Source organism: Kocuria turfanensis, from assembly GCF_001580365.1.
Classification (GTDB): domain Bacteria; phylum Actinomycetota; class Actinomycetes; order Actinomycetales; family Micrococcaceae; genus Kocuria; species Kocuria turfanensis.
In genome coordinates this window covers 46,449-67,776 of sequence record NZ_CP014480.1, presented here as the reverse complement: position 1 = coordinate 67,776, position 21,328 = coordinate 46,449, and the positions used below count along the sequence as shown (strand labels likewise).

18 protein-coding genes are annotated in these 21,328 nt (G+C 74.6%); 7 read left to right on the top strand and 11 right to left on the bottom strand.

What is annotated here, in order from left to right; all coding sequences use genetic code 11:
* Positions 1 to 31: 31 nt before the first annotated feature.
* Complete coding sequence (locus AYX06_RS00280; RefSeq protein ID WP_082157200.1) at positions 32 to 418, bottom strand: Rv2175c family DNA-binding protein; 387 nt, start codon at positions 416 to 418, stop codon at positions 32 to 34.
* Between the two features lie 120 nt (positions 419 to 538).
* Here AYX06_RS00280 and AYX06_RS00275 point away from each other — a divergent pair, with 120 nt between their 5' ends.
* On the top strand, positions 539 to 1,741 hold the full coding sequence (locus tag AYX06_RS00275; protein ID WP_084271368.1) for a LysM peptidoglycan-binding domain-containing protein: 1,203 nt from the start codon (positions 539 to 541) through the stop codon (positions 1,739 to 1,741).
* A 45-nt stretch (positions 1,742 to 1,786) separates the two neighbouring features.
* A complete protein-coding gene (pknB, locus tag AYX06_RS00270; RefSeq protein WP_062733259.1) occupies positions 1,787 to 3,631 on the top strand; it encodes a Stk1 family PASTA domain-containing Ser/Thr kinase in 1,845 nt (614 codons plus the stop codon).
* A 43-nt stretch (positions 3,632 to 3,674) separates the two neighbouring features.
* On the opposite strand, the gene AYX06_RS00265 is transcribed toward pknB, so the two are convergent.
* Positions 3,675 to 5,069, bottom strand: coding sequence for a class II 3-deoxy-7-phosphoheptulonate synthase (locus AYX06_RS00265; protein WP_371860069.1), 1,395 nt, complete (start codon positions 5,067 to 5,069; stop codon positions 3,675 to 3,677).
* A 42-nt stretch (positions 5,070 to 5,111) separates the two neighbouring features.
* The gene (locus AYX06_RS00260; RefSeq protein WP_062733257.1) at positions 5,112 to 5,963 is read right to left on the bottom strand and encodes a lysophospholipid acyltransferase family protein; all 852 of its coding nucleotides are present in this window, start codon (positions 5,961 to 5,963) and stop codon (positions 5,112 to 5,114) included.
* A gap of 146 nt (positions 5,964 to 6,109) precedes the next feature.
* On the opposite strand from AYX06_RS00260, the gene AYX06_RS00255 reads away from it, so the two are divergent.
* The 3 genes from AYX06_RS00255 (at position 6,110) to AYX06_RS00245 (ending at position 9,352) form a co-directional block, all read left to right on the top strand.
* Complete coding sequence (locus AYX06_RS00255) at positions 6,110 to 6,955, top strand: alpha/beta hydrolase (RefSeq protein ID WP_062733254.1); 846 nt, start codon at positions 6,110 to 6,112, stop codon at positions 6,953 to 6,955.
* Positions 6,952 to 7,377, top strand: a complete 426-nt coding sequence (locus AYX06_RS00250) for a hypothetical protein (RefSeq protein WP_062733251.1) — start codon at positions 6,952 to 6,954, stop codon at positions 7,375 to 7,377. The genes AYX06_RS00255 and AYX06_RS00250 overlap by 4 nt, the downstream gene beginning before the upstream one ends.
* A 70-nt stretch (positions 7,378 to 7,447) precedes the next feature.
* Positions 7,448 to 9,352, top strand: a complete 1,905-nt coding sequence (locus tag AYX06_RS00245) for an AMP-dependent synthetase/ligase (RefSeq protein WP_062733249.1) — start codon at positions 7,448 to 7,450, stop codon at positions 9,350 to 9,352.
* A 21-nt stretch (positions 9,353 to 9,373) separates the two neighbouring features.
* Here AYX06_RS00245 and AYX06_RS00240 read toward each other — a convergent pair whose 3' ends face one another.
* A complete protein-coding gene (locus AYX06_RS00240) occupies positions 9,374 to 10,831 on the bottom strand; it encodes a mycothione reductase (protein ID WP_062733247.1) in 1,458 nt (485 codons plus the stop codon).
* 105 nt (positions 10,832 to 10,936) lie between these two features.
* Here AYX06_RS00240 and AYX06_RS00235 point away from each other — a divergent pair, with 105 nt between their 5' ends.
* Positions 10,937 to 12,313 (top strand): phenylacetate--CoA ligase family protein, encoded by a 1,377-nt coding sequence (locus AYX06_RS00235; RefSeq protein ID WP_147017615.1) that lies wholly within the window; start codon positions 10,937 to 10,939, stop codon positions 12,311 to 12,313.
* Positions 12,314 to 12,392: 79 nt separating this feature from the next.
* Here AYX06_RS00235 and AYX06_RS00230 read toward each other — a convergent pair whose 3' ends face one another.
* Positions 12,393 to 15,845: a pyruvate carboxylase gene (locus AYX06_RS00230; RefSeq protein WP_062733245.1), complete on the bottom strand. Its 3,453-nt coding sequence runs from the start codon at positions 15,843 to 15,845 to the stop codon at positions 12,393 to 12,395.
* 361 nt (positions 15,846 to 16,206) lie between these two features.
* On the opposite strand from AYX06_RS00230, the gene AYX06_RS00225 reads away from it, so the two are divergent.
* Positions 16,207 to 16,995 (top strand): ParA family protein, encoded by a 789-nt coding sequence (locus tag AYX06_RS00225; RefSeq protein WP_062733243.1) that lies wholly within the window; start codon positions 16,207 to 16,209, stop codon positions 16,993 to 16,995.
* 9 nt (positions 16,996 to 17,004) lie between these two features.
* On the opposite strand, the gene AYX06_RS00220 is transcribed toward AYX06_RS00225, so the two are convergent.
* The 6 genes from AYX06_RS00220 to AYX06_RS00195 all read right to left on the bottom strand — a co-directional run bounded on the left by AYX06_RS00220 (position 17,005) and on the right by AYX06_RS00195 (position 21,185).
* On the bottom strand, positions 17,005 to 17,607 hold the full coding sequence (locus AYX06_RS00220; RefSeq protein WP_062733240.1) for a MerR family transcriptional regulator: 603 nt from the start codon (positions 17,605 to 17,607) through the stop codon (positions 17,005 to 17,007).
* Between the two features lie 177 nt (positions 17,608 to 17,784).
* Complete coding sequence (locus AYX06_RS00215) at positions 17,785 to 18,309, bottom strand: bifunctional nuclease family protein (RefSeq protein WP_062733238.1); 525 nt, start codon at positions 18,307 to 18,309, stop codon at positions 17,785 to 17,787.
* A gap of 1 nt (position 18,310) precedes the next feature.
* Positions 18,311 to 19,057: a transcriptional regulator FtsR gene (gene ftsR, locus AYX06_RS00210; RefSeq protein WP_062733236.1), complete on the bottom strand. Its 747-nt coding sequence runs from the start codon at positions 19,055 to 19,057 to the stop codon at positions 18,311 to 18,313.
* 9 nt (positions 19,058 to 19,066) lie between these two features.
* Positions 19,067 to 19,522: an FHA domain-containing protein gene (locus tag AYX06_RS00205; protein WP_062733233.1), complete on the bottom strand. Its 456-nt coding sequence runs from the start codon at positions 19,520 to 19,522 to the stop codon at positions 19,067 to 19,069.
* A gap of 195 nt (positions 19,523 to 19,717) precedes the next feature.
* The gene (gcvH, locus tag AYX06_RS00200; protein WP_062733231.1) at positions 19,718 to 20,104 is read right to left on the bottom strand and encodes a glycine cleavage system protein GcvH; all 387 of its coding nucleotides are present in this window, start codon (positions 20,102 to 20,104) and stop codon (positions 19,718 to 19,720) included.
* 82 nt (positions 20,105 to 20,186) lie between these two features.
* Positions 20,187 to 21,185, bottom strand: a complete 999-nt coding sequence (locus tag AYX06_RS00195) for an adenosine deaminase (protein WP_062733229.1) — start codon at positions 21,183 to 21,185, stop codon at positions 20,187 to 20,189.
* Positions 21,186 to 21,328 lie beyond the last annotated feature (143 nt).

Sequence of the window (21,328 nt, the reverse complement as noted above, 5' to 3'; positions counted from 1 at the left end):
GCGCGCACGCCCGCCGGGGCTCAGGACCGGGTCACCAGGCCAGGGCCTGGGCGCGGCGGCGGATCTCCGTCTTGCGGCCGTCGCGCAGGGCGTCCACGGGCCGGCCCGGCAGGGACTCGTCCTCGGTGAACAGCCAGGCGATCGCCTCCGCGTCGGTGAACCCGGAGTCCCGGAGGACCGCCACGGTGCCCTTGAGGGAGTCGAGCACGGCGCCGTCCAGGAGGAAGGCCGCCGGGATCCGTCGGATGTTGTCGTGCGGGTTGCGCACCGCGAGCAGCGTCCCGTCGTCGACGAGACCGTGGACGCGGGTGACCACGAGACCGAGCTGTTCGGCGACGTCGGGCAGGGGCAGCCAGTCCTGGACGAGGCCGTCCAGACGGTCGAACTCCTCGGTGCTGTTTCCGGATGTCTTCTTCACGCCCCCAGAGTGCCACGTCCGCCGGTGCCCGTGCCACGCGGGACCCGCACGGTATGCTCGGACCCGCGGAGACCGCTGAGACCTCCGCCTCTTCCCCGATCAGCGTCAGAGAGCCACTTCATGCCGTTTCCCCCCGAGCGCGACACGACCGACCCGAACGACGCACCGCACCGCACCACCGCCCGCACCGGCGACCCCGACGGGAGCTGCGGGGCCCGGGAGGACCGCTCCCCCCGCTGGGCCCGCCGCGCGAGGACCGGCTCCGCGGTGACCGCCGTGGCCGCCATGGCCGCCCTCGGCGGGGGCACCGTGGCCCACGCCGCCCCGGCCCAGACCTCCCAGGTGGCCCCGGCGCCCCTGGTGCTGGGAAAGAAGGCGCCCACGGCCCCTGAGCACACCGTCGCCCCCGGGGACTCCCTGTGGGCGGTCGCCCAGCGCCACGGCGTGGCCGTCGACGAGCTGATGCGCTGGAACGACCTCTCCGGCGCCGCCCTGCTCCTGCCCGGACAGACCCTCCGCCTGGCCGCCCCGGAGTCCGCCGCCCCGGGGTCCGGGGCGTCCCGGGCCGCCGAGGACCCGGCCCCCGCGGCACCGCAGCCGCGCACCGCGCCGGCGGCCACCGAGCACGTCGTGCGCTCCGGGGACACGCTGTGGAGCATCGCCCAGGCCCACGACGTGTCGGTCCAGCAGCTGCTGGACGACAACGACCTCACCGTCGGCTCGCTGCTGCGCCCCGGCCAGAAGCTGTCGGTCGCCGGCGCCGTCCGGCCCGCGGCCGCCCCGGAGCCCGCCGGGACGGAGCCCGCGCGGAAGGCCGCGCCGGAGCCCGAGCGCGCCGTCGGGGACACGTTCCTCGGCCGGACCTACGAGCGGGACGTGGTGGAGTCCGCGAACCGCCACCACGAGCAGCTGGCCTCCCGGCCGGCACCGTCCCGGGAGGAGATGCGGCGGATCGTCCACGACACCGCCGTGCAGATGGGCGTGGACCCCGCCCTCGCGCTCGCCCACGCCTACCAGGAGTCCGGGTTCGACCACCAGGCGGTCTCCCCCGCCGACGCCGTGGGCACCATGCAGGTCATCCCGGACGCCGGGGAGTGGGCGTCGGGACTCGTCGGCCGCGAGCTCGACCTGCTCGACCCGCAGGACAACGTCACCGCCGGGGTCGCGATCATCCGCCAGCTCGGCCGCAGCGCGCCCAGCACCGACGTGGCCATCGCCGCCTACTACCAGGGCCTGCACGGGGTGAAGAAGTACGGGATGTACGACGACACGAAGAAGTACGTCAAGAGCGTCAAGGCCCACCGCCGGTCGTTCGGCGCGTGAGCCGCGGCCCAGCCGCCGCACAGCGCCGCGCTCTAGACTGATCCCGTGCAGCACGCGCACCCCGACCACCTGACCGGGTCCCTCCTGGAGGACCGGTACGAGCTCGGACCCCGGATCGCCCGCGGGGGCACGGCCACCGTGTACCGCGCGGTGGACACGCGCCTCGAGCGCACCGTGGCCGTCAAGCTCATGCACCCGCACCTGGCCGAGGACCCGGCGGCGGCGGACCGGTTCGTGCGCGAGGCCCGGGCGGCCGCGCGGCTGTCCCATCCGCACGTCGTGTCCGTGCTCGACCAGGGCCACGCCGCGGACGGGGTGCCCTACCTCGTCATGGAGCACGTGGAGGGCTCCACGCTGCGGGACCTGCTGCGCCGGCGCGGCGCCCTGACCGCGCGCGAGGCGCTGGAGGTGATGGAGGCCGCCCTGGACGGGCTGGCCGCCGCCCACCGCGCCGGCCTGGTGCACCGCGACGTCAAGCCGGAGAACGTGCTGATCGCGGCCGGCGGCCGGGTCACCGTGGCGGACTTCGGGCTCACCCGGGCGGTCGACCAGCACACCGTCAGCGGCACCGTGCTGGGCACCGTCGGCTACGCCTCCCCCGAGCTGGTGACCGGGCAGCGGGTGGACACCCGCGCGGACGTCTACTCGGCCGGCATCGTGCTCTTCGAGCTGCTCTGCGGGCGCCGCCCGTTCGAGGGCGCCCCCCTCGCCGTGGCCCGCGCCCACGCGGAGGGGAGGGTGCCGGACCTGCGGTCCGTCGACCCCGGTGTCCCGGGGGCGCTGGCGCGGCTGGTGGCCCGGGCCACCGCCCGGGACCCGGAGGACCGACCCGCGGACGCCCGGGAGATGCTCGAGCAGCTGCGCGCGGTCCGAGCGGTCCTGCGCCCCGACGAGCTCGACCGCGCTCCCGCACCGCGGCCGCGGACCGGCGGCCCGGCCCCGCAGGCCGAGGGCGCGGACAGCGCCCGGACCGGGACGCTCACCCTCGGCAACGCCCGGACCGAGGCGCTCGGCCGGCACCGGGACGCCCGCGGGTCGCCCGCCCCCGGCGGCACCCGGACCGAGACCCTCAGCCGGCAGCAGGCCCCGACGGAGACCCTGCGCCGGCACCAGGACCCGACCGAGGCCCTCCGCCCGGCCGTCGCGGCGACGGAGGCGCTGCCGGCCCCGCGCCGGGCCGGCTCTTCCGACCCGTGGCGGCCCGCGATCGAGCTGCGCCCGCGGCGCCCCCTGCGCGCGGCGGCGCACCTGGCGCTGGCCGCGCTCGCGGTGGCCGCGGCCGCCTTCCTGGGCTGGTTGATCGGCACCGGGCCGGGCGGGACGGTGAGCGTGCCGGAGGTGCGCGGCACCGGACCGGAGCTCGCCCAGCAGTACCTCGCCGGGGCCGGGCTCCGCAACGTGGCCGTGCACGAGACCCCCGATCCGGCGGCGCCCGCCGGGACGGTGATCGGCACCGACCCGGCCGCCTCCGCGACCGTGCGCCCCGCGGAGCAGGTCGTCCTGCTCGTCTCGACCGGCCCGCAGCAGGTCACCGCCCCGGACGTCGTGGGGATGAGCGAGGAGGACGCCGCCGCCCGCCTGGCCGACGCCGACCTGGCCGCCGGGGAGCGGACGGCGGTGGCCGACGACGCCGCCGCGGGCACGGTGGTGGGCCAGCACCCGGAGGCGGGCACGGACGTGGCCGCCGGCTCGGCGGTGGACCTGGCGGTCTCCCGCGGCCCGCGGGCCGAGAGCGCCCCCGACGTCGTGGGCCGGTCGGTGGAGGAGGCGGTGCGGGTGCTCCGGGAGGCGGGCTTCGCCGCCCGGGTCGAGGAGAGCTTCGGCGCGCCCTTCGGCTACGTGCTGTCCCAGACGACGGACGGGGCCGAGGTCGTCCTGACCGTCCTGTAGCGGACGGCCCGTCCGGCCCCGGCCCCGTCGGCCCGGTCCCCGCTCAGCGGCGGGAGAGGTAGCCCGCCACGAGGAAGGCGATCTCCAGGGACTGCATGTGGTTCAGCCGCGGGTCGCACAGCGACTCGTAGCGGTCCTCGAAGGAGGACTCGTCCACGGGATCGGCGCCGCCGAGGCACTCCGCGACGTCGTCACCGGTCATCTCCACGTGGATGCCGCCCGGGAAGGAGCCGATCGCCTCGTGCACCTCGAAGAAGCCGCGCACCTCGTCCACGACGTCGTCGAAGTTGCGGGTCTTGTACCCGGACGGCAGCGACACCGTGTTGCCGTGCATGGGGTCGGTGACCCACACGACCTTCGCGCCGGAGCGCTCGACGGCCTCGACCAGCGGCGGCAGCTTCTCCCGGATGTTCTTCGCCCCCATGCGGGTGATGAAGGTCAGCCGGCCGGGCTCGCGCTGCGGGTCGAGCTTGTCGATGAGCGCCAGCGCGTCGTCGCCGGTGGTCTTCGGGCCGAGCTTCACGCCGATCGGGTTGCGCAGCTTGGAGAGCAGGTCCACGTGGGCGCCGTCGAGCTCCCGGGTGCGCTCCCCGATCCACAGGAAGTGACCGGACGTGCCGTACGGCAGGTGGGTGCGGGAGTCGATCCGGCTCAGCGCGCGCTCGTAGTCCAGCAGCAGCGCCTCGTGCCCGGCGTAGAACTCCGTGGTGCGCAGCGCGTCGAAGTCCGCTCCGCAGGCGTCCATGAACTTCACGGCCCGGTCGATCTCGCGGGCCAGGGACTCGTAGCGGGCGTGGGCGGGGTTCGTGGTGAAGCCCATGTTCCAGGCGTGCACCAGGCGCAGGTCGGCGAAGCCGCCGGTGGTGAAGGCCCGGATGAGGTTCAGGGTGGAGGCGGAGGTGTGGTAGCCGCGCACCATGCGCCGGGGGTCGTGGACCCGGGACTCCTCGGTGAAGTCGAAGCCGTTGACCATCTCCCCGCGGAAGGTCGGCAGGGTGACGCCGTCCCGGGTCTCGTCGTTGGACGAGCGCGGCTTCGAGAACTGGCCGGCCATGCGGCCCATCTTCACGACCGGCATGGACGCGCCGTAGGTGAGCACCACGGCCATCTGCAGCAGCGTCTTGACCCGGGCGCTGATCCGGTCGGCCGTGGCCCCCTCGAAGGTCTCGGCGCAGTCGCCGCCCTGCAGGAAGAAGGCCCTGCCGTGGGCGACCTCGGCCAGGCGCTCGCGCAGCTGGTCCACCTCCCCGGCGAACACGAGCGGCGGGACCGCGCTGAGCTCGCCGATGGCGGCGGCGAAGTCCGGGTGGTCGCGCCACGTCGGCTGCTGGTCGGCGGGCAGCTCGCGCCAGTCGTCCAGCCCGGGGTAGTCGGCCGCCGAGGGCACGGGCGAGGCCAGGTTGCGGAGGCTGTCGGGAACGGTGAAGTCGAGCATCATGTCTTCCTATGGTCTCGTCCGGGGCGGGCCCGGACGGGGGGTTCAGGGTGCGGTGGTCCCGGACGCGTCGTCGTCCGTGGCCGCGGGACGGTCGCGGTGGGTGAGGGAGTCGGCGGCGTGCCGGGCGGTCTGGGCGGCGGTGCGCGCCCGGTCCTTGGCGCTGCCCACGAGCTCCGCGGCGGCCTGCTTGGTCTCCTGGCGCTTCTGCTCCGCGAGGCGCTTCTTGTGCTCGGCCGCGTAGACGTCCACGTAGACCTGGCCCGAGAGCGCCTGGATGGCGTGCATGATCTCGTCGGTGACCTCGCGCAGCAGGGCGTGCTCGCTCTGCCGGCCCTGGTAGCGGGAGAAGTCGAGCGGCTCCCCGAAGATCGTGGTCACCCGTGCCCTGCCGCGGGGCAGCGGGATCCGCGCGCCGATCGGCTGCACCTTGTCGGTGCCGACCATGGCGATGGGCACGACCGGGGCGCCGGTCTCGAGCGCGAGCCGGGCCACGCCGATCTTCCCCTTGTACATCCGCCCGTCCGGGGAGCGGGTGCCCTCCGGATAGATGCCGAGCAGCTGGCCCTCCTGCAGCTTGCGCCCCCCGTTGCTCAGGGACGTGGCGCTGGCGCGGCCGCCGGAGCGGTCCATGGGGATCTGGTTGATGGCCCGGAAGAAGGCGGACATCACCCGCCCCTTGAGTCCGGGGCTGTTGAAGTAGTCCGACTTGGCGAGGAAGAACACCTGGCGCGGCACGGCCACGGGCATGAACACCGAGTCGGAGACGGAGAGGTGGTTGCTGGCCAGGATAGCCGGACCCTCGCTCGGCACGTGCTCGAGGCCGCGGACCTCGGGGCGGAAGGCGACGTTGACCAGGGGTCCGACGACGTAGCGCTTCAAGAACATGTAGACCATGTGGGAGAGGACTCCTTCGTGCTGATCGGGATGTCGCGAGGGTCCGTGCCGCTCGGACCGGGTCCGGCCTCCGGTATTCTCTCACGTCCGCGCGCCCGCGAGCGCCAGAGCGCCCGGTCCGGGCCCCGTCCTGCCATCATGGACCCATGACGCATCCCGTCGAGGACCACCGCCCGCCCGCCCCGGCCGCGCCCGCGGCCGCCGACTCCCCCGCGGCGCCCTTCCGCTACCGGGCCGAGGGCCCGGCGGGCGTCCTCGTCCTGCACGGCTTCACCGGCGTCCCGTTCAGCGTCCGCCCGTGGGGCCGGGCCCTGCACGAGGCCGGCGCCGAGGTCCTCGGCCCCGTCCTGCCCGGCCACGGCACCCGCTGGGAGGACCTGGCCGCCGTGCGGTGGGAGCAGTGGCGCGACCACGCGGCCCGGCACGTGCGGGAGCTGCGCGCCCGGCACGACGTCGTGGTGGTCTGCGGGCTGTCCATGGGCGGGGCGCTGGCCCTGCACCTCGCCGCGCTGCTGCCCGTGGACGGGGTCGTGGCCCTCAACCCGGCGCTGTCCCTGGTGAGCCGCACGGCGCGCTTCGCCCCGGCCCTGCACCGCGCGGTGCCCTCCGTGGCGTCCGTGGGGGACGACATCAGCCTCCCGGGCGTCACCGAGCACGCCTATCCGCGCACCCCCGTGGCGGGGGTCGCGGAGCTGGGCCGGTTCATGGCCAGGACCCGCAGGCTCCTGCCCGCGGTGACCGCCCCGGTGCTGCTGCTGCGCTCGCAGCACGACCACGTGGTCTCCGACGCCTCCCACGCCCACGTGCTCCGGCGCGCGGGCGGGGACGTGGAGATCGTGCGCCTGACCGAGAGCTTCCACGTGGCCACCCTGGACCGGGAGGCGGACGTCCTGCACGCCCGGTCGGTGCGCTTCGTGGGCGACCTCGTGGCCGGGCGCAACCCGGTCACCGGCGTGCCCCGGCGACCCGCCGCCCCGGGAGCCGGACGATGAGCGCCCGGCCCGGCGGGACCGGGCCCGAGGACGAGTGGGCGGAGATCGTCTCGGGGCTGGAGGACGTGCGCCGGGCCGGGGACCGGCACCTCGCCGGACCCCGGGACTGGTCCCCCGAGGAGGCCGTCTTCGGCGGGGCCCCCGCAGGGGCGGACGACGCCCGGGAGGACGTGGAGGACGACGACGCGCCCTACTCCCCCGATCCCGGCCCGGTCACGCAGGGGCTCAGCCGCGGGGCGCTGCTGTCCTGGACCGTGCTGATCGGCGTGCCGGTGCTCCTGCTGGTGCTGGGCCTGATGCCCGGGTCACTGCCGTGGTGGGCGATCGTGGCGGGGCTGGTGGCCGTGGTCGGGGCGATCGCCCACCTGCTGACGTCCCTGCCGGAGGACCGCGACGACCTGGACGACGGCGCCCGCGTCTGAGCGGATTTGCGTGAGCCAACTCACTAGACTGGGGAGGAACGCCCCAGCCATCCGATCCGAGGAGAAACCCATGCGCCACGTCGCCACCGACGCCCTCGTGGACCCGCCCGCCCACCGCAGCATCACGGACTTCCTGCTGATGCAGGCCGACCGGGACGGGGACCCGCACCTGTACACGGTCCTGGTCCCGGGCGGGGCCGCCCGCGAGGTCCGGGCCCGGGAGTTCCGCACGGCGGTGCAGGGGGTGGCCAAGGGTCTCGTGGCGGCGGGCATCGAGCCCGGGGACCGCGTGGGCATCCTCAGCCGGACCCGGTACGAGTGGACCCTGGTGGACTTCGCGATCTGGTACGCCGGTGCGGTCCCCGTCCCGGTCTACGACTCCTCCTCGGCCCAGCAGATCCGCTGGATCATGGCCGACTCCGACGCCAAGGCCATCTTCGTCGAGACGGAGGCCCTGGAGCGCGCCGTCGGCGAGGCCGCCCGGGAGGAGCCGTTCGCGGCCGCGGAGCGGATCTGGCGCCTGGACGGCACCGGCGCCGGTCTGGACGGGCTCATCGCCTCCGGGGCGGGCGTCCCGGACGAGGAGCTCGAGGCGCGGCGCTCGTCCCGGGGGCTCGAGGACGTCGCCACGATCATCTACACCTCCGGCACCACCGGCCCGCCCAAGGGCTGCGAGCTCACGCACGGCAACTTCGTGCGGCTGTGCGAGAACACCACCCTCGTGGTGGCGGACATCATCCACCCCGGCGCCCGCACCCTGCTCTTCCTGCCGCTGGCCCACGTGTTCGCGCGCTTCGTGGAGGTCATCGCCCTCTACTCGGGCACCGTCCTGGCCCACACCCCGGACGTGAAGAACCTCATGGGGGACCTCGAGTCCTTCCGGCCCACGTTCATCCTCGCCGTGCCGCGGGTGTTCGAGAAGATCTACCAGAGCGCCCGGCTCAAGGCCGAGAAGGGCGGGAAGGCCAAGGCCCTGATCTTCGAGCGGGCCGTGCGCACGGCCGTGGCGTACTCCCGGGCCCAGCAGTCCGGGCGGGTGCTGCCGCTGCTGCGCGCCCGGCACGCCCTCTACGACCGGCTCGTCTACGCCAAGCTGCGCGAGGCGATGGGCGGGGAGGTCACGCACGCCGTCTCGGGCGGGGCCGCCCTCGGGACCCGCCTGGGCCACTTCTTCAACGGGATCGGCGTCTACGTGGTCGAGGGCTACGGGCTGACCGAGACCACCGCCCCGATCGCCGTGAACACCCCGGAGGTCGGCAAGATCGGCACCGTGGGGCTGCCGCTGCCCGGCAACGAGGTCCGGATCGCCGAGGACGGGGAGGTCCTGGTCCGCGGCACCCACGTGATGCGCGGCTACCACGGGCGCGAGGACCTCACCGCGGCCGCGTTCGAGGACGGGTGGTTCCGCACCGGCGACCTGGGCTCCCTGGACGAGGACGGCGCGCTGACGATCACCGGGCGGAAGAAGGAGATCATCGTCACCGCCGGCGGCAAGAACGTGGTGCCCAACGTGCTGGAGGACCCCATCCGCGCGTCGGCCGTGGTCTCCCAGGTGATGGTCGTCGGCGACGACCGCCCGTTCGTCGCGGCCCTCGTGACCCTGGACCAGGACGTGCTGCCCGCGCGCCTGGAGCTGATGGGCCTGGACCCGGCGATGCCGCTGGCCGAGGCCGCCCGGCACCCGAGGATCGTGGAGCACGTGCAGGAGATCGTCGACCACGCCAACAAGGCGGTCTCCCGGGCGGAGAGCATCCGCTCGTTCGAGATCCTCGACGTCGACTGGACGGAGGCCTCCGGGCACCTGACCCCGTCCATGAAGATCAAGCGGGCGAGGATCGCCCAGGACTTCGCGGACCGGATCGAGGAGATCTACTCGCGGCCGGCGCCGGAGCCGGCCCCCGCGCCGGCCACCCCGGCGGAGCGGATCAAGGAGAAGCTCTCCCACGCCCACCTGCCGGGCCGCGGCGAGGGCTGAGCCGCGCGGCGGCCGGTGGGCTCACCGGCCGCCGACCAGCTCCTGCCGGGCCAGCGGCGAGTGCTCCGGGACCTCCAGGCCCAGCAGCGCGTTCTCCACGACCTCGGTCAGGGCCGGGTGGATCCAGTACTGGCCCCGGGCCATCGTGTGGGCGTCCAGCCCGAAGGACATGGCCTGCACCAGCGGCTGGATCAGCAGGGAGGCCTCCTCCCCGACGAGGTGGGCGCCCAGCAGCCGGCCCGTGCCCTTCTCCGCGATGAGTTTGCACAGGCCCGTGTGGTCCTCCATGGCCCAGCCGTAGGCCGTGGCGCCGTAGTCCTGCACCTTCACCGTGATCTCGGTGCCGTGCTCGACCGCCCACTGCTCGGCCTCGTCCTGGGTCATGCCCACGGAGGCGATCTGCGGGCTGCTGAACACCGCCGAGGGGACGAACCGGTGATCGGTGGCCCGGAGGTCGCCGGGGTTCAGCAGGTTGTGCTGGACCGTGCGCGCCTCCGCGTTGGCCACGTGCTTGAGCTGGTACGGGGAGCTGATGTCGCCCAGCGCCCACACGCCCTCCGCCGGCGCCCCGTCCGAGAGGGCCCGCTGGTACTCGTCGACGGCGAGCAGGCCGTCCTCGCGCACGTCGAGCCCGCCCGCCCGGGCGTCGAGCACGTCGGTGTTCGGCTGCCGGCCCGTGGCCACGAGCACGATGTCGGCGGGCAGGCGCAGGGTGAGCTCCGGGTCCTCGGGGTCGCGGAAGGTGACCATCGCGGCGCACTCGTCCCCGGCCCACTCCTCGATCGCCGACAGCGCCCAGCCCGTCTCGAGCTTCCACTGCCGGGAGGCCTCCCGGGCGAACCGCTCGGCGATCTCGGGGTCGTGGTAGCGCAGGAGGCGCTGGGAGCGGTTCACCTGGGTGACCCGGGAGCCCAGGCTGGAGAAGACGTGGGCGAACTCGGCGCCGATGTAGCCGCCGCCGACCACCACCACGCGACGGGGCAGCTCGTCGATGCGCATCACGGTGTCCGAGGTGTGCACCTGGGGCAGGTCGATCCCGGGGACGTTGGGGCGGACCGGGCGGGACCCGGAGGCCACCACGATCTGCGGGGCGGTGATCTCCTCCCCGGACGCGGTGCGCAGGACCCGCGGCCTGATGAAGCGCACGTGCTCCTGGTAGACGGTCACCTGCGGCAGCGTCCGGCGGTACTCCAGGCCCCCCTGGGAGATCGCGTCGATCCGCCCGAAGATCCGGTCCCGCATCTCCCGCCAGCGCACCTCCTGCACCTCCGCGCGGACCCCGAGCCGGTCGGCGTCCGCGGTGTGCCGGGCCAGCGTGGCCGGGTAGGCGTACATCTTCGTGGGGATGCAGCCCACGTTCAGACAGGTGCCCCCGAAGGTCCCCCCGTCGACGATCGCCACGTCCAGGCCCTCGTAGTCCTCGTTGAGGATCGAGTTGCCGGAGCCGGAGCCGATGATGATGAGGTCGAATGTCCGCATGGCGTCATCCTATGCGGCTCCCGTGCCCTCCCGGCCGGCCGGCCCTACCCTGGGTCCACGGGCACGGGCACGAGCACAGGCACAGGCACGGACACGGAGGATGCGATGGCCACAGCCGCGGCGGCCGGGGCGGCGGGGGACGCCTGGTGGGTCGAGCACGCCGGGGCGGCGGCCGTGGCGCACCGGCAGCAGGTCCGCCTGGCCGCGCTCGTGCGGCACGCCCGCCGGGCGTCGCCCTACTACCGGCGGCTCTACCGCGCGGTGCCGCCGGACGTGACGGAGCCGGTGGTCCTGCCGCCGGTGGCGAAGCCGCAGCTCATGGAGCACTTCGACCAGTGGGTGACCGACCCGCGGATCACCCTCGCGGGGCTGCGCCGTGATGTCCTGGCCGACCCGGCCCGGGTGGGCGTCCCCTACCTCGGCCGGTACCACGTGCTCACGAGCTCCGGGAGCAGCGGGGAGCCCGCGGTGCTGGTGCACGACCACCGCTCGTGGTCGAGCGCCGGCGCGGTGCTGGGGGTCCGGGCGCGGCGCACGCTCCTGCGCCGCGACGTGCTCGCCCCGGTGGCCCGCCACGGCCTGCGCGTGGCCGCGCTGCTGGCCACGGGCGGGCACTTCGCGGCCGTCACCGCCGCCGAGGACCTGCGGCGGCGGAGCCCGCGCCGGCGCGAGCGGCTGCGCGTGCTCTCCGTCCTGCGGCCGCTCCCCGAGCTCGCGGCGGAGCTCGACGCCTTCCGCCCCACCGTGCTCGTGGGCTATCCGAGCGCCGTGGACCTGCTCGCCGCGGAGCAGGCCGGCGGGCGGCTGCGGATCGCCCCGGCGCTGGTCGCCGTGGGCGGGGAGACGCTCACCCCCGCCGCCCGGCGCCGGATCCGGGCCGCCTTCGGCTGTCCCGTCCTCGACGAGTACGCGGCCTCCGAGGCGCCGGGCCTGGCCGTGCAGTGCCACCGCGGGACGCTGCACGTGAACGCCGACCGGTACCTGTTCGAGCCCGTCGACGAGGACGGCCGGCCCGTGCCGCCGGGCGGCACCTCGGCCACCGTGCTGGTGACGGACCTCGGCAACCGGGTGCAGCCCATCGTCCGCTACGACCTCGGCGACCGCGTCGAGCTCCCGGCCGACCCGTGCCCGTGCGGCAGCCCGCTGCCCGCGGTGCGGGTGGAGGGGCGCGCCGGGGACGTCCTGCGCTTCGCGTCGGCCGACGGGCGCGCGGTGCCCGTGCTGCCCCTGGCCCTGGGCACGGTCGTCGAGGAGACCCCGGGGGTCCGGCGGTTCCAGGCGGTGCGGACCGCCCCGGACACCCTCGTCCTGCGGCTGGAGCCGGAGTCCGGCGCCGATCCGGGGCGGGTGCGCGCGGCCGTGGACGCCCGGGTGCGCGCCTTCCTCGCGGACCGGGGCCTGGGCGCGGTCCGTGTCCGGCACGCCCCGGACCCGCCCCGCCCGGAGCCCTCCGGGAAGTTCCGCCAGGTGTGGTCGGCCTGAGCCGGGCGCACCGCCCCGGCCCTCCGACGCCCCGGCGGGCTTCCCACGACGGCCCGGCCGCCCGCCCGGGCGGGACGCCTCAGCCCGCGGGCTCCAGGACGAGCAGGAGGTCCCCGCCGGAGACCTGCGTGACCCCCTGCAGCGCGACGCGCCTGACGGTCCCGCCGGTGGGGGCCGTGATGGAGGCCTCCATCTTCATGGCCTCGATGGTGGCCACCTGGGCCCCGGCCTCCACGGTGTCCCCCTCGGCCGCCGTGACGGTCACGGCGCCGGCGAAGGGAGCGGCCACGTGGCCGGGGTCGGCGGGGTCGGCCTTCTCGGTCTCGGGCACGGCCGAGGCCACCGAGGTGTCCCGGACCTCGATCATGCGCGGCTGGCCGTTGAGGGTGACCATCACCGTGCGCATGCCCTTGTCGTCGGCCTCCGAGATCGCCTGCAGCGTGACGAGCAGCCGCACCCCCTTGCCCAGGGAGATCACGTGCTCGTGGTCCGAGGTCAGACCGTAGAGGAAGTCCCGGGTGTGCAGCAGGGCGAGATTGCCGTACTTCGCCCGGCTGGCCTCGAAGTCACGGGTGGGGCCGGCGAAGAGCAGCCGGTTGAGCGTCGCCCGCCGGGTCGCGGAGTCCCCGGCCAGGGCCTGCGAGTCCTCGGGGGCCAGCTCGGTGATCCCCACCTTGACGGTGCGCCCCTCCAGCGCCCGGGTGCGGAACGGCTCGGGCCACCCGCCCGGGGGCGTGCCCAGCTCCCCGGCCAGGAAGCTGATCACCGAGTCCGGGATGTCGAACCTCTGCGGCTGGGCCTCGAACTCGGCCGGGTCCACGCCCATGCCCACCAGCTGCAGTGCGAGGTCGCCGACGACCTTGGAGGACGGGGTGACCTTCACCAGCCGCCCGAGCATGGCGTTGGCGGCGGTGTACATGTCCTCGATGGCCTCGAAGCGCTCCCCCAGCCCCAGCGCGATCGCCTGCTGGCGCAGGTTCGACAGCTGCCCGCCGGGGATCTCGTGCCGGTAGACCCGCCCGGTCGGGGCGGTGAGCCCGGACTCGAAGGGGGCGTACATCCGGCGGATGACCTCCCAGTAGGGCTCCATCGCGGTGGCCGCCTCCAGCGGGATGCCGGTGTCGCGGTCGGTGTGGGCCAGCGCGGCGATCAGCGCCGAGGCCGGGACCTGGGAGGTGGTGCCGGCCATCGAGGCCTCGGCGACGTCCACGGCGTCCACCCCGGCCTCGATCGCCGCCATCAGCGTGGCGAGCTGGCCACCGGCGGTGTCGTGGGTGTGCAGGTGCACGGGCAGGTCGAAGCGCTCCCGCAGGGCGGTGACGAGCGTGGCGGCCGCGGCCGGGCGCAGCAGCCCGGCCATGTCCTTGATCGCCAGCACGTGGGCGCCGGCGTCGACGCACTGCTGGGCGAGGTCGAGGTAGTAGTCGAGGGTGTAGAGGTCCTCGGCCGGGTCCAGGAGGTTGCCGGTGTAGCACAGGGCGACCTCGGCCACCGCGGTGCCGGTCGCCCGCACCGCCTCGATGGCCGGGCGCATCTGCTCGACGTCGTTGAGCGCGTCGAAGATCCGGAAGATGTCCACCCCGGTGGCGGCGGCCTCCGTGACGAAGGCGTCGGTGACCTCGGTGGGGTACGGGGTGTAGCCCACCGTGTTGCGCCCGCGCAGCAGCATCTGGATCGGGATGTTGGGCATCGCCTCGCGCAGCAGCCGCAGCCGCTCCCAGGGGTCCTCGCCGAGGAAGCGCAGCGCGACGTCGTAGGTCGCCCCGCCCCAGGCCTCGACCGAGAGCAGCTGCGGGAGGGTGTGGGCGTAGGCCGGGGCGGCTGCGAGCAGGTCGCGGGTGCGCACCCGGGTGGCCAGCAGCGACTGATGGGCGTCGCGGAAGGTCGTGGACGTCACCGCCACCGCGGACTGCTCCCGCAGGGCCTTCGCGAAGCCCTCGGGGCCCAGCTCCTGCAGCCTCTGCCGCCAGCCCGGCGGCGGGGTGTGCTCGGAGGGCCCGTCGAAGGGCGAGCGGAAGGGCTCGTCGACCTTGTCCCCCGGGTAGCGGGGCAGCTTGTTGCGCGGGTCGATGCCCTCGACCCGCTCGCCGTTGGGCTTGTTCACGGTGACCTCAGCCAGCCACGTGAGCGCCTTGGTGGCCCGGTCGCCCGAGGTCCTGGCCTCGAGCAGCTCGGGGCGCCGTTCGATGAAGTCGGTGGCCACGTCCCCGGCGAGGAACTCGGGGTCGGCCAGCACCGCCTGCAGGAACTGGATGTTGGTGGCCACCCCGCGGATGCGGAACTCGGCCAGGGCGCGCTGGGAGCGGTGCACCGCGGTGGTGTAGTCCCGGCCGCGGCAGGTGAGCTTCACGAGCATGGAGTCGAAGTGCGGGGAGATCTCCGCGCCCGCGTAGACGGTGCCCCCGTCCAGGCGCACCCCCGCCCCGCCGGCGGAGCGGTAGGCGGAGATCTTCCCGACGTCGGGGCGGAAGCCGTTGGCCGGGTCCTCGGTGGTGATCCGGCACTGCAGCGCGGCCCCGCGCACCGCCAGCTGCTCCTGGGCGATGCCGAGATCGGCCAGGGACTCCCCGGCCGCGATCCGCAGCTGGGACTGGACCAGGTCCACGTCGGTGATCTCCTCGGTCACCGTGTGCTCCACCTGGATGCGCGGGTTCATCTCGATGAACACGTGCTGGCCGGCGCGCTCCCCGGCGGTGTCCACCAGGAACTCCACCGTCCCGGCGTTGACGTAGCCCAGCTCCCGGGCGAACTTCACGGCGTCGGCGTGCAGGGCCCGGCGGATGCCCTCGTCGAGGTTCGGGGCCGGGGCGATCTCCACGACCTTCTGGTGCCGGCGCTGCAGCGAGCAGTCGCGCTCGAAGAGGTGGACGATCTCGCCCTCGTTGTCGGCCAGGATCTGCACCTCGATGTGGCGGGGGCGCAGCACCGCCTGCTCCAGGAACACGGTGGGGTCCCCGAAGGCGGTGTCGGCCTCGCGCATCGCCGCCGCCAGCGCCTCGGGCAGCGCCCCGGGGGTCTCCACCCGGCGCATCCCCCGGCCGCCGCCGCCGGCGACCGCCTTGACGAAGATGGGGAAGCCGATGTCCGCCGCCTGGGCGAGCAGCGCCTCGGCGTCCGCCGAGGGCTCCGTGGAGGCCAGGGTGGGGATCCCGGCGCGCTTGGCGGCCTTGAGCGCGGCGACCTTGTTGCCCGCCAGCTCCAGGATCTCCGCGGCCGGGCCCACGAACGTGATGCCCTCCCGGGCCGCCGCCCGGGCCAGCTCCGGGTTCTCGGAGAGGAAGCCGTAGCCGGGGTAGATGGCGTCGGCCCCGGACTCCTTGGCGACCCGGATGATCTCCTCGACGTCGAGGTAGGCCCGCACGGGGTGGCCCTCCTCCCCGATCCGGTACGCCTCGTCGGCCTTCTGCCGGTGGATCGAGTTGCGGTCCTCGTAGGGGAACACCGCCACCGTCTTGGCCCCGAGCTCGTACGCGGCGCGGAAGGCGCGGATCGCGATCTCACCGCGGTTGGCCACCAGGATCTTGGAGAACATCTACACCCGTCCCGCGCCCGGGGCCGTCCGGCGGACACCCGGGCACTGTTTCTTCGAAGGTCGTGCCCCTCCGGACACACGGTCAGCATGGCCACCCGCGGGCGCCCCTGACCAGTGAACCACGCCGCACCGGGGCGGACTGTGACCGCCGTCACGGCGGGTGTCCGTGGTCAGGGTACTCCCCTCGCGCGGCGGGGCGGGCCGCCGGGTCGCGTGTGACCCCGCGCCGCGCCGGGGCCGGGCACGCGTGCCCGGCTACGATGGGCCCGGACCGTCTCCTCACCGCGGCCCCCGACCCCGGGCACGAGGAGCCTGCGCCCCTGTTTCCCCAGTCCCCCCGCGAACGAAGGGTGCCCCCTCCGTGCAGATCGTCAGCGTCAGCAGCCTCAAGGGCGGTGTCGGCAAGTCCTCGGTGACCCTCGGGATCGCCTCCGCGGCGCTCCGGGCAGGCGTGCCCACCCTCGTGGTGGACCTCGACCCCCACGCCGACGCCACGACCGGGCTGGGCGTGCAGCCGGCGCGCGGCCACGACGTGGGCGGGGCGCTGCGCCGGCCCCGCCGGGGAGCCCTCGAGCGCGTGGTCGTGGCCTCGGCCTGGGCGGTGCGCGAGGGCCTCGACGCCAAGGCCCTCGACGTGGCCCCGGGATCCGCGCGCTCGTCCTACCTCGACCGCTCCGAGTACCGGGACAAGGACCTGGGCCGGCTGGAGCGGGCCCTGGCGGGGGTCTCCGGCTACGACCTGGTGCTGGTCGACTGCCCCCCGACCCTCAGCGCCCTCACGCGCACCGCGTGGGCGGCCAGCGACAAGGTCCTCTGCGTCGCGGAGCCGTCCCTGTTCTCGGTCGCGGGGACGAAGCGCACCATGACCGCCATCGCCCAGTTCGAGCAGAGCCGCAGCTGGGCGGTGCCGTCCGCCGGCGTGGTGGTGAACAAGGTCCGGCACGCGTCGGTGGAGCACCGTCACCGGCTGCAGGAGCTCGGGGAGCTGTTCGGGCCGCTGCTGGTCAGTCCCGTGCTCCCGGACCTGCCCGTGTGGCAGCAGGCGCAGGGCGCGGCCTGGCCGATCCACCGGTGGCCCGGCGCCGAGGCCAAGGACCTCTCCGGGCGGTTCACGGCGATCCTCCAGGGCCTGCTGGAGCGGGCGGCCTGAGCCCGGACCTCAGCCCGCGCTCTGCCGGCGGGCCCGGCGGGCCGAGAGTTCGTCGTCGGGCGCGGGACGCCCGGCCGGGGCGGGCGGCTGCCCGGTGTGCTCCCCGGGCATCGCCGCGAGGGTCCCCTCGACCTCACGCCACACCCGGCCCACCGCGATCCCGAAGACCCCCTGGCCGCCCTGCACCAGGTCGATGACCTCGTGCGGGGAGGTGCAGGCGTAGACGCTGGCGCCGTCGCTCATCATCGTGAGCTGCGCGAGGTCCTCGACGCCCTGCGCCCGCAGCGCGCCGACGGCGGTGCGGATCTGCTGCAGGGAGACCCCGGTGTCCAGGAGCCGCTTGACGATCTTGAGCACCAGGATGTCCCGGAAGCTGTACAGCCGCTGGGTCCCGGAGCCGGAGGCGCCGCGGACGGTGGGCTCCACCAGGCCGGTGCGCGCCCAGTAGTCGAGCTGCCGGTAGGTGATGCCCGCGGCCTTGCACGCCGTGGGCCCGCGGTAGCCCACGGACTCGTCCCGGACCACCGAGTCGTCGAAGAGGACGCCCTGGGTGCCGTGGGCCGGAGGGCGATCGGGCCCGGCCGGGCCGCCGGGCTGCTCGCGGTCGCTCACGCCGCCTCCTCGTTCGTGGGTCCGGCCCTCGCGGCACCGGCAGGACATGCTCTCGGCGAGACGTCCGGACCCCCCGGGGACACCTCGAGTACAGCTTCGACGTTAGACCTCCCCGGTGACGGGGTCAAAGACATCCGCCGTTCCGGGCCCGTGTCGGCGCGGCCCCCGGCCGGTCGCTCAGAAGTCCTCCGGATCGACGTTGTCCAGGAAGTCCCGGAACTGCTCGACCTGCGTCTCCGGGGGCAGCTGCTGCTCGGCCTCGCCGGAACGGTGCGACGGCTCCCGCAGCTCGCCGTCCCCGCTCATCACGAGCCCGGCCTCGTCCAGGACGGTCTCGGTGCACAGGATGGGACAGTCCGTGCGGGCCGCCAGGGCGATCGCGTCCGAGGCACGGGAGTCCACCACCGTCCCGTCCGAGAACTCCAGGGCCGCGTGGAAGACGCCCTCCTCCACCGTGTGGATCCGCACCCGGGTGAGGGTGCGCCCGAAGGCGGTGGCCACCGAGAGCAGCAGGTCGTGCGTCAGCGGCCGGGGCGGTTCGATGCCCTGCACCGCGAAGACGATCGACGTCGCCTCGTTGGTGCCGATCCAGATCGGCAGGTGCCGCCCGCCCTCCACCTCGCGCAGCACCACGACCGGCTGCGCGGACGGCACGTCCATCCGCACCCCGGCGATCTCCATCAGGACCTGGTGCACGGCCATGTCAGTGCTCCACCGCGGCGCGCTCCTGGAGCGCGGCGATCTCGGACCTCACGAGCGAGGTGTGGATGGTCAGGCACAGCCCGGAGATCTCCTGGGCGCGCTCGACGGCCCGGGCGCGCGAGGCGGCGTCGCGGCGGGAGCTCAGCGGCGCCACGGCCCGCTCCACCAGGCCGAGCTCGCGGTCCGCCGCGGCCTTGAAGGGGCGCAGGTGCCGCGGCTCGAGGCCGTGGGCGGTGAGGGCGAGGGCGGCGCGGGTGATCGCCAGCGCGTGGTCGTCGAAGACGCCGTTCTGCTCGCGGATCAGCCCGTAGCTCACGAGCTCGCGCACGAGGGGGATCCCGGCCCCGGTGCGCCCGGCCAGCTCGCGCAGGCTGTACGCGGGCGGTGCGGGGACGATCGGGATGGGGGCGGTCACGGGGTCCGCGGCCTCCGGGGTCCGCCGGTCACCGTCGTCCGGGGAGGTCGCGTCGGCGTCGAGCCGCTCCCGGATGACCTTCAGCGGGAGGTAGCGGTCGCGCTGGAGCTCCAGGATGCGGCGCAGCCGCTCGATGTCGGCCCGGGAGAACTTCCGGTAGCCCGAGGCGGTGCGGGCCGGATGCACCAGGCCCTTGTCCTCGAGGAAGCGCAGCTTCGAGGCGGTGATGCCCGGGTGATCCGCACCGAGCTCCTTGAGCACGGCGCTGATGCCCACCCGGGGCTCGTGCTGGACGTCGTCCCGGTGCAGGTCGGTCTCGGCGGGGTCGGCCATGGCTCCCTTCTACTGGTCCGACTGCGTGCGCAGCGAACGGTAGAACGTGAACCGGAACTTCCCGATCTGGACCTCGTCGCCGTTGTCGAGCGTCGCGCTGTCCACCCGGTCCCCGTTGACGTAGGTCCCGTTGAGGGACCCGGAGTCGATGAGCTCGAAGGTGTCGCCGCGGCGGACGAACCGGGCGTGCCGGCGGGATACGGTGACGTCGTCCAGGAAGATCTCCGAGGACGGGTGGCGTCCGGCGGGGACCTCGTCCCGGTCCAGGAGGAAGCGCGAACCGGTGCCGCCGCTGTCGTGGGCGACGAGCAGGGCGCTGCGCGGGGGCAGGGCCGAGACCGCGGCGTTCTCCTCCGGCGAGAGCTTGTGGGAAGCGGCGCGGGAGAGGACCTCGGCCACGATCTGGATCGACGTGGTCTCCGGCTCCCCCTGGGGTGCGTTCGAGCCGTTCTGGGTTCTGGACATCTCTTCCCTCGACTGGTGACGTGTTGGTTGGCGGATCCCGTGGGATCCCGACCCCGCGACCGCCTGTCCCGGGGTTCTCCCGGGGGCGGCCGGAGCCACCCGGTTGCAGTTCCCAGTGTACTGGGTGGGGGCGACGGGACGCGGCGGCCGGGACACGTCCCGGTCGCCGGTCCACCGGGCACGGCCCGGGGCGGTTCAGCCCAGCTGCGCGGCGTAGCCCTCCGCGTCCAGCAGCCCGGACCGGTAGTCCTCGTCCGCGGGACGGACCTCGAACAGCCAGCCCTCGCCGTAGGGGGCGGTGTTCACGGCCGCGGGCTCCTCCTCGAGGCGGTCGTTGACCGCGGTGACCTCGCCGGAGACCGGGGCGAAGATGTCGCTGACGGACTTGGTGGACTCGATCTCGCCCACGGCGGCGCCGGCCTCGACGGCCTCCCCCACCTCGGGCAGCTGGACGAAGACGACGTCGCCCAGCTCGCTCTGCGCGTGGTCGGTGATGCCGATGCGCACCACGCCGTCGGCTCCGGGGTCCGCGACCCACTCGTGCTCGGCCGTGTAGGACAGGTCGGCGGGGATCTCGCTCATGGGTCGCTCCTGGTCGGACGTGCGCGGTCGGCTCGATTATGGCACAGAGCACCCGGCGGGCCGGGCACGGCGGCGCGGCGGCTCAGCCGCGCTCCCACGCGCGGATCTCCTCGTGCATCTCCCGCTTGCGCGGCGCCCCGGCGAAGGAGGCGTCCACCGCGTTGCGGGCCAGCGCGGCGGCCTGCTCGTCGGTGAGCCCGAGGGCCTCGCGCAGCCCCTGGAAGGCGTCGCCCACGTAGCCGCCGAAGTATGCGGGGTCGTCCGAGTTGACGGTCACCACGAGCCCGCGCTCGAGCATCTCCAGCACCGGGTGCTCCGCGAGCGTGCGGACCACCCGCAGGCGCACGTTGGACTGCGGGCACACGGTCAGCGGCACCCGGTCGGCGACGAGGCGCTCCACGAGCCGGGGGTCCTGCAGGCACTGGATGCCGTGGTCCACCCGCTCGACGCGCAGCACGTCCAGCGCCTCCCGGACGTACTCGGGACCGGCCTCCTCCCCCGCGTGGGCGACCACGTGCAGCCCCGCGGCCCGTGCCCGGGCGAAGACCTCCTCGAACAGCGCCGGCGGGTGGCCCACCTCGGCCGAGTCGAGGCCGATCCCGTCGATCCGGACGAGCTGGTCCCCCAGCGCGTCGAACATGGCCAGGGCCTCGGCGGCGGGCCGGTCGCGCAGGAAGCACAGCAGCAGCGTGCTGGTGATGCCGTGCTGCGCACGGGCGGTGTCCAGGCCGGCGCGGATGCCGTCGATCACCGCCTCCAGCGGCACCCCCCGGGCCGTGTGCGCCTGCGGGTCGAAGAAGACGTCGACGTGGCGCAGGCCCTGGCCCGCCGCCCGGTCGAGGTAGGCGCGGGTGAGGGCCTCGAAGTCCGAGGCCTCGCGCAGCACGGCCATCGTGGCGTAGTAGAGCTCCAGGAAGGAGGACAGGTCCTCGAAGTCGTACTGCCGCCGCAGCTCCTCCACCGAGGCGTACGGCAGCTCCAGGCCGTTCCGGGCGGCGAGCTCGAACGCGAGCTCGGGCTCCAGGGTGCCCTCGATGTGCAGGTGCAGCTCCGCCTTCGGCAGGGTGTACAGGTCCTTCATCCTCGACGCTCCTTCGCGTCCCGCGGCGTCCCGCCACGGGCGGCGGGATCCCGAGCAGTGTACCGGTGGTCGCGTCCGGTGCGGGGCCGCCGGGAACGAGTCGCTCCCGGGGCGCAGCGGCGCGGGAGCCCCGGATTCACCCG

Coding starts and splice junctions, on each gene's coding strand:
- ftsR (WP_062733236.1), bottom strand. CDS start 19,057: ATGGCCGACCCCGCCGAGACCGACCTGCACCGGGACGACGTCCAGCAC.
- AYX06_RS00275 (WP_084271368.1), top strand. CDS start 539: ATGCCGTTTCCCCCCGAGCGCGACACGACCGACCCGAACGACGCACCG.
- AYX06_RS00255 (WP_062733254.1), top strand. CDS start 6,110: ATGACGCATCCCGTCGAGGACCACCGCCCGCCCGCCCCGGCCGCGCCC.
- AYX06_RS00265 (WP_371860069.1), bottom strand. CDS start 5,069: ATGATGCTCGACTTCACCGTTCCCGACAGCCTCCGCAACCTGGCCTCG.
- AYX06_RS00240 (WP_062733247.1), bottom strand. CDS start 10,831: ATGCGGACATTCGACCTCATCATCATCGGCTCCGGCTCCGGCAACTCG.
- AYX06_RS00245 (WP_062733249.1), top strand. CDS start 7,448: ATGCGCCACGTCGCCACCGACGCCCTCGTGGACCCGCCCGCCCACCGC.
- AYX06_RS00250 (WP_062733251.1), top strand. CDS start 6,952: ATGAGCGCCCGGCCCGGCGGGACCGGGCCCGAGGACGAGTGGGCGGAG.
- AYX06_RS00235 (WP_147017615.1), top strand. CDS start 10,937: ATGGCCACAGCCGCGGCGGCCGGGGCGGCGGGGGACGCCTGGTGGGTC.
- AYX06_RS00260 (WP_062733257.1), bottom strand. CDS start 5,963: ATGGTCTACATGTTCTTGAAGCGCTACGTCGTCGGACCCCTGGTCAAC.
- AYX06_RS00205 (WP_062733233.1), bottom strand. CDS start 19,522: ATGTCCAGAACCCAGAACGGCTCGAACGCACCCCAGGGGGAGCCGGAG.
- gcvH (WP_062733231.1), bottom strand. CDS start 20,104: ATGAGCGAGATCCCCGCCGACCTGTCCTACACGGCCGAGCACGAGTGG.
- AYX06_RS00215 (WP_062733238.1), bottom strand. CDS start 18,309: ATGGCCGTGCACCAGGTCCTGATGGAGATCGCCGGGGTGCGGATGGAC.
- AYX06_RS00230 (WP_062733245.1), bottom strand. CDS start 15,845: ATGTTCTCCAAGATCCTGGTGGCCAACCGCGGTGAGATCGCGATCCGC.
- AYX06_RS00195 (WP_062733229.1), bottom strand. CDS start 21,185: ATGAAGGACCTGTACACCCTGCCGAAGGCGGAGCTGCACCTGCACATC.